This is a genomic window from Arthrobacter livingstonensis (assembly GCF_003219815.1).
In the GTDB taxonomy this organism is placed as follows: domain Bacteria; phylum Actinomycetota; class Actinomycetes; order Actinomycetales; family Micrococcaceae; genus Specibacter; species Specibacter livingstonensis.
This window is the reverse complement of the sequence record NZ_QJVD01000025.1, coordinates 22492-36306: the sequence shown is the minus strand read 5'-3', so window position 1 is coordinate 36306 and position 13815 is coordinate 22492. Positions and strand designations below refer to the sequence as shown.

Below are 13815 nucleotides of genomic sequence, written 5' to 3'. Positions count from 1 at the left end.
GGGGCTAGTTCGCGCGGGCCAGCTGGCGGATGGGCATCCAGCGGCGGGCCAGGCGCCGGTAGGCGGCCGCGGCGCCGGTCAGGTCCCCGTCGGCCAGGCACTGCAGCCCGTCGTGGACGTCGCTGGGGGAGTCGTCGGGGTGCACCCGGTTGGCAACGGGACCGTAGTCGAGTTCCACCACGCCGTCGTCGCTGAACGCGTCCAGCCAGCCGTGCAGATCGTCGAGCTCTTCAAACAGGTCAAGGTCCGGGGCCATTTCGGCCAGCATCTTCAGCGTCCGCCCTGCCCGTTCCACCGCAAGTGGCAGGGGGACCTGGATGCGCACGGTCAGAATGCGGCCGTTGGCTTCCACGACTTCCATGCGGTCATTGGCATGGACCAGGGTGAACCAGCTGAACGGGATGCCCCACGTGGATGTGCGGGTCTGCACCGTGGCGCCAGGCACGGGCGCGGTCTCCATCCGCTCCAGGTGGCGGTCCCATTCGGCGTCGGGCACCACCAGTTTCGCCAGTTGCGCCATGGGACCGCTGAGGAGCTCGGTGGTGGCGGAAATGGAACGGGCCACCACCTGGTTTGGGGCGTACAGCAGTGCCGACCCCTCACTGGCCTGGAACACCCGGACCCGGTCCGCGGCCGGCGTCGGCAGGGGGTTTGCCGAGGTCCGGCTGACCCGCCCCAGTGAATCGGCCAGTTCCTGGGCATCAACGGTGACGGCGTTTTGGCCGGCGTCCAGGCGCCCCTGCAGGTAGTTGAACTGTTCGGGCGTGTAGGTTTCACGGGGCAGGTAGACGCGCAGGCTGGAGACAAACGGCAACTGCACACCCCCTAGATACAGCCCGTTGCGCATGGCCTAGCCCAGCTCCACGATCACGGGCGCATGGTCCGAGGCGCCCTTGCCCTTGCGCTCCGCGCGGTCAATTTCGGCACCGGTCACGCGCGCCGCCAGCGCCGGGGAGGCCATGACGAAGTCGATGCGCATGCCTTCCTTCTTGGGGAAGCGCAGCTGCGTGTAGTCCCAGTAGGTGTAGACGCCGGGCCCCGGGTGCAGGGGGCGTACGACGTCGGAGAAACCTGCCGCTTCAAAGGCACCGAACGCTGCGCGCTCGGGCGCGCTGACGTGGGTCAGGCCCTGCTCGATGAAGAAGTCGATGTCCCAGACATCGTCGTCCTGGGGGGCGATGTTCCAGTCGCCCATCAATGCGATCTGGGCGTTGGGGTCTTCCGCCAGCCAGCCGGTGGCCCGGTTCTTCAGCACGTCCAGCCACTGCAGCTTGTACGGCATGTGCTCGTCGTCCAGGGCGCGGCCGTTGGGCACGTAGAGGCTCCAGATGCGCACGCCGTCGCAGGTGGCCGCAATGGCGCGGGCTTCCTGCACAGGGTCCTTTCCGCCCTTGCCGAATGCGGGCTGGCCGGCAAAGGTGCGCTCCACGTCCTCCAGGCCCACCCGGGACGCAATGGCCACGCCGTTCCACTGGCTGAAGCCGAAGTGGGCCACCTCGTAACCGTTGTTTTCAAAGAGCTCCCACGGGAAGTTCTCGTCCTTGCACTTGGTTTCTTGGATGGCCAGGACATCGGCGTCGGTGCGGCGCAGCCAGTCCTCCACACGGTCGGCACGGGCGCGGAGCGAATTCACATTCCAGGTAGCTATCTTCACGCCTTCAAGCTATCAAGTTAAGCTGCGCAAGTGGTGATGGCACGGACTCCGGCCGGCGGCACCCGCGGCTCCATTTTCTGCATTCGCTGTGACGAAGGCCACTACTTTCCGGGGTGTGGAACGGCAGAAAAGCATGCGCTTGGTCACAAAGCCATAACTCCTGCCTGGCCCCGCCATCGCAGGCCCATGGCCGCAGGATGGTTGCCCGGGCCACCCAAATGGGCGGCGTTTTATGCCGACAGCGAAATTCGTTTTGTTAGCGTGGAGATGAACCAGTAAACCGACAAGCCTGCGGGCAGCTGGGAATTGACAGTGAATACACCCAGAACGGGTGTGGCCGCCGATGACTCCCCGCCAGACTCAGGCCGTGACGAACTGGCGGCAGGGATAGCTTCCCGTTCCCCATCTCGCTTGGGGCCGTCTTTCCTTGCTGCCCCGGCCGGGGCGTGCGGGGAAGCGAAGAGTTTGACGCGTTTCAACGCCTGCAGCACCACCACTTAACCGCCACATCCGCGCACCGACGGCGATCCCGTCCGTGCGCCATGCGGCGTAGATGGGTAGTACGTGTACGAATCCACGCAACAAGAGGCACCAAAAGAAACACAGCCCGCTCCTCCCGGCGGCCCGGACATTGCCCTGCGGGTCAGCCATGTCTACAAGGCCTTCGGCAAGCGCCCTGCCGAGGTGGTCAAGCGCCTGAAGTCCGGCAAGAGCCGCGCCGAGGTGGCCACGCTGGGCACGGCCGCCGTTATCGACGCCTCCTTCGAGGTCAACCGGGGTGAGATCTTCGTGGTCATGGGCCTGTCCGGCTCCGGAAAATCCACGCTGATCCGCACGCTCAACGGGCTGTGGGCACCCACGGAGGGGTCCGTCGTCGTCGGCGAAACCGACATCTCCAAGATCAGCGACAAGGAGTTGCGCAAGGTCCGCCAGCGCAAGATCTCCATGGTGTTCCAGCACTTTGCCCTCATGCCGCACCGTACCGTGCTCGAGAACGCCGCCTACGCCCTGGAGGTCCAGGGCGTGGCGAAGGCGGACCGCCTGGCCCGCGCCGAAAAGGTCCTGTCCCTGGTGGGCTTGGAAGACTGGGGGGCGAAGTTCCCGTCCGAGCTTTCCGGCGGCATGCAGCAGCGCGTCGGCCTGGCCCGCGCCCTGTGCGCCGAGACTGACATCCTGCTCATGGACGAGGCATTCTCCGCCCTTGACCCGCTGATCCGCCGCGAAATGCAGGAACAGCTGGTGGTGCTGCAGTCCGAACTGGACAAGACCATCATCTTCATCACCCACGACCTCAATGAGGCCATGTTCCTGGGCGACCGGATTGCCGTCATGCGTGACGGCGAGATCGTTCAGATCGGCACGCCGGATGAGATTCTCACCAGTCCGGCGAACGACTACGTTGCGCAGTTTGTGCAGGACGTGGACAGGACCCGCGTGCTGACCGCCGGCGGTGTCATGGAGCCGCCGCTGGCGGTGGTCAACCTCTCCGGTGGGCCCCGCAACGCCCTGCGAACCATGCGGGATCTGCAGGTTTCGGCCGCGTTCGTGGTGGACCGCCGCCGCATGTTCCACGGCGTGGTCCGCGACCGCGATGTCATGGCGCTGGTGGAAAAGCACGGCTCCGACCTGGCCTCCGCCGTGCGCAACGGCATTGAGCCGGTCACCCCGGACACTGCCTTGAATGACCTTTTTGGCCGCGCTGTGGAAAGTCCCATCCCGCTGCCCGTGGTGGACGACGCCGGACGCCTGGTGGGTGCCCTGCCGCGCGTGACGCTGCTGGCCGCCCTGGGCAATGTGCCTTCGACCACTGGCGAGTTCCCCGTGGTTGAGGCCGCCACGGCGCCGCTGCCCGAACAACTTGTCACGGCCGCGCTGGCCAAGACCGAAGGAGACGCATAGTGGAACCGGACTTCAGGATTCCCCTGGGTGACTGGGTGGCAGTGGGCCTTGACTGGCTGATCACCACGCTCGACGGCTTCTTCACTGCCGTCCGCCACGTCTTTGTCAACGCCTACGACGGCCTTGACTGGCTGCTGAACGCCCCGCCGTTCTGGGCCGTCATCCTCGTCTTTGCCGCCATCGCCTGGTGGGCCAGCAGCTGGAAACTGGGGATCGGTACCGTCGTTGGATTCACCGTCATTGCCGCCGTCGACCAGTGGGACAACGCCATGCACTCCATGGCGCTGGTGGTTATCGCCACCGTGGTGGCCGTTGTCATCAGCATCCCGCTGGGCATCTGGGCAGCCAGCTCCAACCGGGCCTCAGGTGTCATCAAGCCCATTCTGGACTTTATGCAGACCATGCCCGCCATGGTGTACCTGATTCCCGCCCTGCTCATGTTCCGCGTTGGGGTGGTGCCGGGCATCATCGCCACCATCATCTTCGCCATGGCCCCGGGCGTCCGCTTCACTGAACTGGGCATCCGCGGCGTGGACAAGGAAGTGGTGGAGGCCGGGCACGCCTTCGGCTCCAGCCCGGCCAGGATCCTGCGCCAAATCCAGTTGCCGCTGGCCCGGCCCACCATCATGGCCGGTGTCAACCAGGTCATCATGCTCTCGCTGTCCATGGTGGTCATCGCCGGCATGGTCGGTGCGCCCGGCCTCGGTGGCGAAATCGTTGCCTCGCTGAGCCGCATCGATGCCGGGCTGGGTTTTGAGGCCGGGATCTCCGTCGTCATTCTGGCGATCTTCCTGGACCGGGTGACGGCGAGCCTGGGCAGCGACAAGACGGCTGCGGTGCTCCAAGCCGCCTAAGGTCTGCCCGCCGAATGGCGGGAGAACGTTTTACAAACCAATCGCGGCTGCGCAACTGTGCGGCCAATGAAAGGAATGAACCTTGAAGAAGAAGTTTCTGTCAATTGCCGCAATCGCGGCAACCGTGGCCTTGGGCCTGAGCGCCTGTGGCTCCGGATCCAGCGCCGCCACCGTGGACAACGGGGATAAGAAGGACGTGAGCATCGCCGTGTTCAACGGCTGGGATGAGGGCATTGCCGCGTCCGAGCTGTGGAAGTCGATCCTGGATGAGAAGGGCTACAACGTCGAGCTGAAGAACGCCGACGTTGCCCCTGTCTTCTCGGGCCTGTCGACCGGCGACTACGACCTGACGCTGGACACCTGGCTGCCGGTCACGCACAAGACCCTCATGGACAAGTACGGGAAGGACATTTCCGAGCTCGGCAAGTGGAACAGCGAGGCCAAGCTGACCATCGCCGTGAACAAGGACGCCCCCATCGACTCGCTGGACCAGCTGGCAGCCAACGCGGACAAGTTCGGGAACAAGATTGTGGGCATTGAAGCAGGCGCGGGCCTGACCGAGGCCACCAACAAGAAGGTGATTCCGGACTACGGTCTGGAGAAGATGGACTACGTCACCTCCTCCACCCCGGCGATGCTCTCGGAGCTGAAGGCCGCCACCACCAAGGGTGAGAACATCGCCGTCACCCTGTGGCGCCCGCACTGGGCCTATGACGCCTTCGACATCAAGGACCTCAAGGACCCCAAGGGGGCGCTGGGCGCGGCCGAGGGCATCTACGGCTACTCACGCATGGACTTTGACAAGGACTACCCGAAGCTTGACGGCTGGCTGAAGAACTTCAAGATGGACTCCAAGCACCTGTACTCGCTGGAGAACGCCATGTTCAACGGGGCGAAGACGGACGACCACGGCCCGGCCGTGAAGAAGTGGATCGCCGACAACCAGGAATGGGTCGACGCCCTGACCGAGTCCGCTCCGGCCGCGAAGGCAGCGGCCACACCGACCCCGGCGAAGTAATCCCCGGTTTCGCGGCGGCGGGGCCGGCATTCCCTCGGCGACTTTCCGACCTTCGGCCGCGGGCGGCCTCAAGTCTCCCTGACGTCGCCTACGGGAACACCAACCCCGCCGCCGGGCCAGCCTGTCAGACCCCCCAACGCGGTATCACCGTTGGCGCGTTTTGCGGGAACGCGGTATCACCGTTGGCGCGTTTTGCGGGAACGCGGTATCACCGTTGGCGCGTTTTGCGGGAACGCGGTATCACCGTTGGCGCGTTTTGCGGGAACGCGGTATCACCGTTGGCGCGTTTTGCGGGAACGCGGTATCACCGTTGGCGCGTTTTGCGGGAACGCGGTATCACCGTTGGCGCCTATTGTCAGCTTGCGCCGGCGGGGAACTCGGAATCTGAATACTCCCGGCCCAGTCCGGACGGAACGGGCGCGCCCGGCACGGAACCGGGGCCGTGGCGCGCTTCTTCGTTGGCCCGCAGCTCCACCCGCCGGATCTTCCCGGAGATGGTCTTGGGCAGTTCGGCAAACTCCAGCCGGCGGATCCGCTTGTACGCCGGCAGGTGTTCGCGGCAGAACGCAAAGATCTGCCCCGCGAGCTCGTCGCTGGGCTCGTAGGCGGCGGCCAGCACCACATAGGCCTTCGGCACATTCAGGCGCAGCTCGTCAGGGGAGGGGACCACGGCCGCCTCCGCAACCGCCGGGTGCTCAATCAACACGCTCTCCAGCTCAAACGGGGAGAGCCGGTAGTCGGAGGACTTGAAGACGTCGTCGCTGCGCCCGATGTAGGTCAGGATGCCGTTCTCGTCCCGGCTGGCCACGTCCCCGGTGTGGTAGTAGCCGCCCCTAAAGGCCTCCGCCGTCTTGGCGGGGTCGCCAAAGTAGCCCTTGGTGAGCCCCACGGGGGCGGGGTCCAGACGCAGGCAAAGCTCGCCGTCGTCCGTTTCCTCCCCGGTGAGCAGGTCCACCAGTACCACGTCGTAGCCGGGCAGGGGACGTCCCATGGAGCCGATCTTGATGGGCTGGCCGGGCGTATTGGCCACCTGGACGGTGGTCTCGGTCTGGCCGAAGCCGTCCCTGATCAGCTGACCCCAGGCGCGCTCCACCTGGTCGATCACCTCGGCGTTGAGCGGCTCGCCGGCGGAAACCACCTTGGTGGGCGGGGACTTGAGCAGCGTCAGATCGGCCTGAATGAGCATGCGCCACACGGTGGGCGGGGCGCAGAAGCTGGTGACGTGCTCGGCGTCCATTTGCGCCATGAGGGCCTTGGCATCGAAGCGTGTGTAGTTGTAAACGAAGACGCAGGCCTCGGCAATCCACGGGGTGAAGACGTTGGACCAGGCGTGCTTGGCCCAGCCCGGGGAGGCGACGTTCAGGTGGACGTCGCCGGGTTCCAGCCCGATCCAGAACATGGTGGAGAGGTGGCCCACGGGGTAGGACGTGTGCGTGTGCTCCACGAGCTTGGCCTTGGACGTGGTGCCGGAAGTGAAGTAGAGCAGCATGGTTTCATCGGCCCTGGTGGGGGCGTCCGGCGTGAAGTCCTTGGCTGAATGGGTCGACTCAGAGTAGTCCAGGACGGCCCGGCCGGCGTCTGCGGTTGATCCGGTTCCGGCGCCGATGCGCACCAGCGCGTAATCTCCGGGCACGTCGGCGAACTTGGCGATGTCCTCAGCCCGGGCGCCCACCCACCGGGCCGCACCGCGCTCCACCCTGTCACGCAGATCGGCCGGACCCATCATGGTGGTGGTGGGGATCATGACGACGCCGAGCTTGATGCAGGCCAGCATGAGCTCCCACAGTTCCACCTGGTTGCCGAGCATGATGATCATGTGGTCGCCGCGGTGGATGCCCTCCCCGCGGAGCCAGTTGGCCACCTGGTTGGACCGCAGCGAGAGGTCCTTGAAGCTGCGGCGGGTGGCGGTGCCGTCCTGTTCCACGATGACCAGCGCGGGGTTGTTGCCGGTAGCCGGGTCCCGGGCGATTTGATCGATCCAGTCCAGGGCAAAGTTGAACTCGGTGAATGCCGGCCAGGTGAATTCCCTTTGGGCCCTGGCGTTGTCAAGCCGCATCTCCAGCAGTTTGTTGCGGGCCGCGCGGAATTCTTCAGTGACGTTCATGGTGAGCACCTTTCGGCGTCGTTGCCGGAATGTTGGGCCTGGGGTCCAGGCGTTCGTTCACTTTGAAATATACGCGCAGCCGGTGGTCTGGCGCCCTACTTCCACCATGTGTCCAGCAGGGACACCGGCGTGGTGCGCTTGTGCCGGCTTTGCAGGTAGCGCCGTTCAATGCCCGACGCCGAGACCTCGCCGATGTCGCGGCCCTCCAGGTAGTCGTCAATCTCGTCATAGCTGATGCCGAGTTCGTCCTCGTCGGTGCGCCCGGGCTTTCCATCCAGCAGGTCTGCGGTGGGCACCTTGGCCCAGAGCAGTTCGGGGGCGCCGAGTTCGCGCAGCAGGGCCCGGTTTTGGCGCTTGTTCAAGGTGAACAGCGGCAGGATGTCCGCTCCGCCGTCGCCAAACTTCGTAAAGAATCCCGTGACGGACTCGGCCGCGTGGTCGGTGCCGACCACCAGCAGGTTGTCGTGGCCGGCCAGCGCATACTGGGCAATCATGCGGGAGCGGGCCTTGATGTTGCCCTTGTTGAAGTCGGAGACGTCCTCCGTGGCGGTCTTGGCAAATTCCGCCTCAAAGCCGTCCACGGCCGCGGCAATGTTGAAGGTGCGTTCCGTCTTGGCCTGGATGAAGCCCATGGCCGCCTGTGCGTCATCTTCGTCGTGCTGGACGCCGTAGGGCAGGCGGACGGCGATGAAGTTGGCATCGATGCCCTCCTGCGCCAGCGATTCAACGGCGAGCTGTGCCAGGCGGCCGGCCAGTGTGGAGTCGATGCCGCCGCTGATGCCCAGCACATAGCCCCTGGTGCCCGTGGCCTTGAGGTAGTCCTTGAGGAAATCCACGCGCCGCTTGATTTCCGCAGCCGGGTCAATCCGGGGCTGGACGCCTAGTTCTGCAATGATCTGTGCCTGGAGTTCGCGCATGGGACTAAGGCTAGCGCGTGGATGTAACCGGCGTGTTACGGGGCCGGGTCCCGCCCTGCAGTTGGCGGATGCGCCTCTTCCCAAATGACGCCCATTTCATCCATGGACTGCTCAACAATCCTGGTCATGGCCGCATGTGCAGCCGCGCCGTCACGCCTCTGGATGGCATTGGCAACATCCACGTGGAACTGCATGGCCTCATGGTTGGGGCTGTGCGGCATGAGGCCATGCTCAATGCGGCCCTTGAGAACCTCGGTCACAAGTGAATTGAGTTGGGCGAACATTTCATTGCCGGAGGCTTCCAGCAATTTTGCGTGGAAGAGCACGTCGAGCTTGAGGAACTCGGCAATGTTGGAATCGTGGCCTCTGGCCCACATTTTGGCCGACAGCGACACCAGCTCGCTGGCATCGGCAAAACTGGCACGTTCTGCAGCAAGTTTCGCCGCTTGGGGTTCGACGGCGGAACGCAGCTCCCCGAGGCTGCGCAGCTGGTCGATGCGGTCATTCGAGGCCAGGCGCCACCGGATGACATGGGGATCATACAAGTTCCAAGCCGATGCGGCTTGGACCACCGTGCCCAGGCGGCGCCGTGATGCCACCAGACCCAGGGACGACAGGACCCTGATGACCTCCCGGATGACGGATCGCGAAACGCCATAGCGTGCCTCCAGCTCCTCGATCCGGAGCACGGCGTGGGGCGGAAATTCCCGCGTCACCACCGCCAGGCCGAGTTTGTCGACAAGCGCCGAGTGCAGATATTCCCGGGGGAGCCCGGTGGATGGAACTCCCCCGGCCGCCCCCGAGCCGTGATCGGGGGCGGGTGGTGGTGGCTCAACTGTCCGGGGGGCGGTCATGAGTGCATCATACCGATTGGATCACGGTCGTTGATAAGTATGTTTTATGTGACTAACATCGCAAATACGGCATATGTGTTTTGATGCCACATAGTTGTTTGGAGCCTTGAGGCTCCGGCCCAAAAGAAAAGGAAGTCGTAATGAAGCGACGCTCTGTACTCCAGCTTCTCGCTGTTGCAGTTGTGGTTCCGTTTGGTGTTGCTGCCTGTGGCGGCGGCGAAGGAAAAGCCTCCGACACGGTTCGCGTCACGCTGGCCAACCATGTGTGGACCGACGGCATCAAGGCCGCCATCCCGGAATTTGAGAAAGAGTCAGGACTGAAGGTCGAACTGACCCAGCTTGGCGAAGACCAGCTCTCCGACCAGTACAACGTCAAGCTCAACGCGGGCAGCGATGAAATTGATGTGATGATGTACCGCCCCCTGCAGGAGGGCAAGCAGTTCGCCAAGAACACGTATCTGGCCGACCTGACCAAGCACGTCAGCTCGGATGCGTCGTGGGACTGGAAGGACTTCCAGCCGGGACCGGTCACCGCCAGCACCTTTGACGGCAAGGTGGTCGGCGTCCCGATCATCACCGAGCGCGAGGTGCTCTACTACCGCAAGGACCTCCTCGAAGCGGCGGGGGTGGCCGTTCCCAAGACCATGGAGGAGCTAGAAGCAGCGGCCAAGAAGATTTCCGCGGCCAACAAGGGAATTGCCGGGTTCGTGGCCCGCACCAACAAGTCCGCGGCGGTCACGCAGTTTTCCAGCTTCCTGTACAGCTTCGGCGGGGACTTCATGGACGATTCCGGGAAGTCGACCATCGCCACGCCTGAGGCCAAGGCCGCCTACGCGTTTTATGGCGGCTTGATCAACAAGTACGGTCCCGCCAACGTCAGCACGGACATGAGCTGGCCGGAGGCCATGGCAATCTTCACGCAGGGCAATGCGGCCTTCTACACCGAGGCCGATTCCCTGTACAAGAACGCCACCGACACCGCAAAGTCCAAGGTTGCCGACAAGGTCGGGTTCGCCGCTCTGCCGGCGGGCCCCGCGGGCTCCAAGCCCTACAACATCCCCTCATGGGGCCTTGCCATCAACTCGGCCTCCGGAAACCAGGACAACGCCTGGAAATTCATCCAGTGGGCAACATCCAAGGAACGGACCCTTGCCGCCCAGAAGGCCGGCGTCCCCGGACCGCGCAGTTCCGTCTGGGCGGACGCTGACGGCATCTCGACATACCCGAAGGACCTGGCCGAGGCCATCGCCTTCAGTGCCGAACACGGGGTGGGCCACGACCGTCCCCTGGTGATTGCCGTTGGCAAGGCGCGTGAGATTGTCGGGGAACCGATCGTCACCGCCATCACGGGCGGTGATTCCGCCGCCGCCGCGGCAACATCCAATGACGCGTTCCAGAAGTTCCTGGAAAGCGACAAGTAGCAGAGCCTTTCTGTGCGGCAGGGCAGCCCCGTTGGCTGCCTTGCCGCACCGCCGCACCGGGCTGTGCGTGCAGGCCCATCCGTCCCAACTCTTTAGGTGAACCATGTCTGTTTCTTATACGACCCCAACCCGTGCAAAGGGGGTGGCGAAGCCGAGGACCTTCTCCGACTGGGCCAACAAGCACAGAAAATGGCTGTTTGCGGCCCCGGCCATGATCTTCGTTGGACTGCTCATCATTTTCCCGTTGGTGTGGACCATCTACCTGAGCCTGACGGATGCGCACGGTTCGGTGCGGGCGCCGTCGGATTTCATCGGCTTGAAAAACTACCTGACGGTCCTTTCCGACACCGACCGCTTTTGGCCCGCGGCCGGGCGGACCGCCTACTTCACCTTTAGCGCGCTGGCTGTCGAAATGGTCCTCGGCATGATCATTGCCCTTCTTCTCTGGCGTCCCTTCCGTGGGGAGAAATGGGTCCGCGTCGCCATCCTGCTTCCGCTGGTGGCAACACCGGTGGCGGTCGGCATGATGTGGCGTTTGATCTTTGACCCCAACATCGGCTTCGCGAACCAGATGCTCGGCTGGGTGGGCATTCCCCCGCAACCGTTGCTGTCAGGGCAGTACACGGCCCTTCCCACCACCATCTTCATGGACATTTGGCAGTGGACGCCGATGGTGGTGCTGATTCTGCTGGCCGGGCTGACGTCGCTCTCGGATGAACCCGACGAGGCCGCACGCGTTGACGGTGCCAACGCCAGGCAGCGGTTCTTTTACGTCACCTTGCCGCTGATCATGCCAACCGTGATCGTCGCCATCCTGCTGCGCAGCATTGACGCATTGAAAACCTTTGACACTCTCTACGCCACGAAGGGCAAGGGCGGAGGGTCCTTCCATGAGGTGGAGACGCTGAATGTGTACGCGTACGGGCTGAGCTTCGACTACAACGAATACGGCGTTGCCTCCGCCGTGCTCATGATCTTCTTCCTCATCATCATCGCGTTCATGTGGATTCTGACCCGGCGCAGGAAAGGCGCGAAGCAATGAGCAAATCACTTCTGTCCGCCGGCAGCACCCAAGTGGATCCGCACGGCACCGCGCGGCCGGTCCGCCGCCGCAAGCCGCTGTCCGTGCGTGCCTACAAATGGTTCCGCGTTGGTGCGCTCACCGTCGTGGTTCTGGCCCTGCTGGCCCCCCTGGCCTGGCTTTTCGCGTCATCGCTGAAAACCAACGTTGACATTTACGACGCCACAAAGACGATCGTCTTTACCCCGACGTTGGAGAACTACGTCAACGTCATCACCCGCAACAACTACTTTGTCTACATTTTCAACAGCTTCTGGGTGGCGTTCGTCTCCACGGTGCTTTCGCTGGTCCTGGGCGTCCCCGCCGCCTACGCCATGAGCAGGTTCACCATGCAGCGTTCGGCCCTGGTGGTGCTGATGGCCCGCGTCATCCCCGGGATTTCCCTCCTGGTGCCGTGGTACTACGTATTCTCCAACATGCGCATGGTGGGCGGATTCACCGTCCTCATTTTGAGCCACATGTTCGTGGCGCTGCCATTGATTGTGTACATCATGATGAGCTACTTCGACTCCATGCCGCTGGAACTGGAGGAGTCCGCCCAGGTCGACGGATTGACCCCGATCGGCGCATTCCAGAAGATCACACTCCCGCTGTCCGTGGGCGGCATGGCGACGGCGGGGATCCTGGCGTTCATCTTTTCGTGGAACAACTTCATGTTTGCGCTGGTGCTCTCCGGCGCCCACACGAAAACCCTCCCGGTGGCGATCTTTGACTTTGTCTCCTACGCCAGCATCGACTGGGGCGGGCTCATGGCCGCGGCAACGGTGGTCACCGTGCCGATCATGGTCATCGCCCTTTTCACGCAAAAATACATCGTCTCCGGCATGACTGCCGGCGCAACCAAGGGATAGGCGCGCATTCGTGACCCGCATTGTCAAAGTAGAAACCTTTCTCGTCCCGCCGCGCTGGCTGTTTGTGCGGATCGAGACCGCCAGCGGGATTGTGGGTTGGGGGGAGGCCACGTGCGAGGGCAGGAGCGAAACCGTGCGCACCGCCGTCGAACAGCTCTCCGAAATTCTCATGGGGGCCGACGCGCTCCGCATCGAGGACCACTGGCAGGTCATGACCAAGGGTTCCTTCTACCGGGGCGGGCCCATCCTCGCCAGTGCGGTCTCGGGCCTGGACCAGGCGCTCTGGGATATTGCGGGCAAGCACTTCAACACCCCGGTCCACCAGCTCCTGGGCGGACACGTCCGCGACCGCATCCGCGCCTATGGCTGGGTGGGCGGGGACGAACCGGGTGAAGTCGCCGAGTCGATCCAGGCCCAGCTGGACGTTGGGCTGACGGCCGTGAAAATGAACGCCAGCGGGCGGATGTCCCCCGTGGCGTCGGTGGCGGAGATCGACGGCGTGGTCCGCCGGGTGGCGGCCGCCCGGGAAGTTCTCGGGGAGCACCGCGACGTTGCCGTCGACTTCCACGGGCGGTTTACCCTCGCCAACGCCCGCCGGGTGGCGCCGCTCCTGGAACCCTACCGGCCGTTCTTCCTGGAAGAGCCCGTGGTCCCGGAAAACACGCACCTGCTGCGGGAATTCACCCAGTCAACCACCACGCCGGTCTCCACGGGGGAAAGGCTATACAACCGGCAGGAATTCCTGCCGGCGCTGCAGGCCGGCATCGCCGTGGCACAGCCCGACCTCTCGCACGCCGGCGGCATCACCGAGGTGCGCAAAATAGCGGCGCTGGCAGAGGTCTATGACGTCCAGCTGGCCCCGCACTGTCCCCTCGGGCCCCTGGCGCTCGCCGCCTGCCTGCAGGTGGGGTTTGCCACGCCCAACTTCCTCATCCAGGAGCAAAGCATCGGCATCCACTACAACCAGGGTGCCGAGGTCCTTGACTACGTGCTGGACAAGAGCCCGCTGAAGTTTGTGGACGGCCACTTTGAGCGACTTCTTGGCCCTGGGCTGGGCATTGAAATTGATGAGCATGCCGTTCGTGAGGCCGATAAGCGCGGCCACGCCTGGCGTGGGCCGGTCTGGCGCCACGCCGACGGCTCCTTTGCGGAATGGTGAGGC

At 64.2% G+C, this 13815-nt stretch carries 12 protein-coding genes; 7 read left to right on the top strand and 5 right to left on the bottom strand.

Annotated features, from left to right (window positions below; genetic code table 11):
• Nucleotides 1–4: 4 nt before the first annotated feature.
• Together CVV68_RS18435 and CVV68_RS18430 are read right to left on the bottom strand one after the other, a co-directional pair.
• Nucleotides 5–847 (bottom strand): DUF8083 family protein, encoded by an 843-nt coding sequence (locus CVV68_RS18435; RefSeq protein WP_110502461.1) that lies wholly within the window; start codon nt 845–847, stop codon nt 5–7.
• A gap of 3 nt (nt 848–850) precedes the next feature.
• Nucleotides 851–1654 (bottom strand): exodeoxyribonuclease III, encoded by an 804-nt coding sequence (locus CVV68_RS18430; RefSeq protein ID WP_110502460.1) that lies wholly within the window; start codon nt 1652–1654, stop codon nt 851–853.
• A 636-nt stretch (nt 1655–2290) separates the two neighbouring features.
• Here CVV68_RS18430 and CVV68_RS18425 point away from each other — a divergent pair.
• The 3 genes from CVV68_RS18425 (at nt 2291) to CVV68_RS18415 (ending at nt 5425) form a co-directional block, all read left to right on the top strand.
• Complete coding sequence (locus tag CVV68_RS18425; RefSeq protein ID WP_110502487.1) at nt 2291–3553, top strand: quaternary amine ABC transporter ATP-binding protein; 1263 nt, start codon at nt 2291–2293, stop codon at nt 3551–3553.
• The gene (locus CVV68_RS18420; protein ID WP_110502459.1) at nt 3553–4407 is read left to right on the top strand and encodes an ABC transporter permease; all 855 of its coding nucleotides are present in this window, start codon (nt 3553–3555) and stop codon (nt 4405–4407) included. The genes CVV68_RS18425 and CVV68_RS18420 overlap by 1 nt, the downstream gene beginning before the upstream one ends.
• A gap of 82 nt (nt 4408–4489) precedes the next feature.
• Entirely contained in the window at nt 4490–5425 is a 936-nt protein-coding gene (locus tag CVV68_RS18415) for a glycine betaine ABC transporter substrate-binding protein (protein WP_110502458.1), read from the top strand.
• A 355-nt stretch (nt 5426–5780) separates the two neighbouring features.
• Here the strand turns inward: CVV68_RS18415 and CVV68_RS18410 are convergent, their stop codons facing one another.
• From CVV68_RS18410 to CVV68_RS18400, 3 genes are all read right to left on the bottom strand, one after another.
• On the bottom strand, nt 5781–7529 hold the full coding sequence (locus tag CVV68_RS18410; protein WP_110502457.1) for an AMP-binding protein: 1749 nt from the start codon (nt 7527–7529) through the stop codon (nt 5781–5783).
• Nucleotides 7530–7624: 95 nt separating this feature from the next.
• Nucleotides 7625–8446 (bottom strand): NAD(+) synthase, encoded by an 822-nt coding sequence (gene nadE / locus CVV68_RS18405; protein ID WP_110502456.1) that lies wholly within the window; start codon nt 8444–8446, stop codon nt 7625–7627.
• Between the two features lie 35 nt (nt 8447–8481).
• Entirely contained in the window at nt 8482–9300 is an 819-nt protein-coding gene (locus CVV68_RS18400) for a FadR/GntR family transcriptional regulator (RefSeq protein WP_110502455.1), read from the bottom strand.
• Nucleotides 9301–9440: 140 nt separating this feature from the next.
• Here CVV68_RS18400 and CVV68_RS18395 point away from each other — a divergent pair, with 140 nt between their 5' ends.
• From CVV68_RS18395 to dgoD, 4 genes are all read left to right on the top strand, one after another.
• A complete protein-coding gene (locus tag CVV68_RS18395) occupies nt 9441–10721 on the top strand; it encodes an ABC transporter substrate-binding protein (RefSeq protein WP_110502454.1) in 1281 nt (426 codons plus the stop codon).
• Nucleotides 10722–10824: 103 nt separating this feature from the next.
• Nucleotides 10825–11763, top strand: a complete 939-nt coding sequence (locus tag CVV68_RS18390; protein ID WP_170133247.1) for a carbohydrate ABC transporter permease — start codon at nt 10825–10827, stop codon at nt 11761–11763.
• Nucleotides 11760–12653 carry a carbohydrate ABC transporter permease gene (locus tag CVV68_RS18385; protein WP_110502453.1) on the top strand — a complete coding sequence of 298 codons (894 nt, stop codon included), beginning with the start codon at nt 11760–11762 and terminating at the stop codon, nt 12651–12653. Before CVV68_RS18390 ends, CVV68_RS18385 begins: the two co-directional genes overlap by 4 nt.
• A gap of 10 nt (nt 12654–12663) precedes the next feature.
• On the top strand, nt 12664–13812 hold the full coding sequence (dgoD, locus tag CVV68_RS18380) for a galactonate dehydratase (protein ID WP_110502452.1): 1149 nt from the start codon (nt 12664–12666) through the stop codon (nt 13810–13812).
• Nucleotides 13813–13815 lie beyond the last annotated feature (3 nt).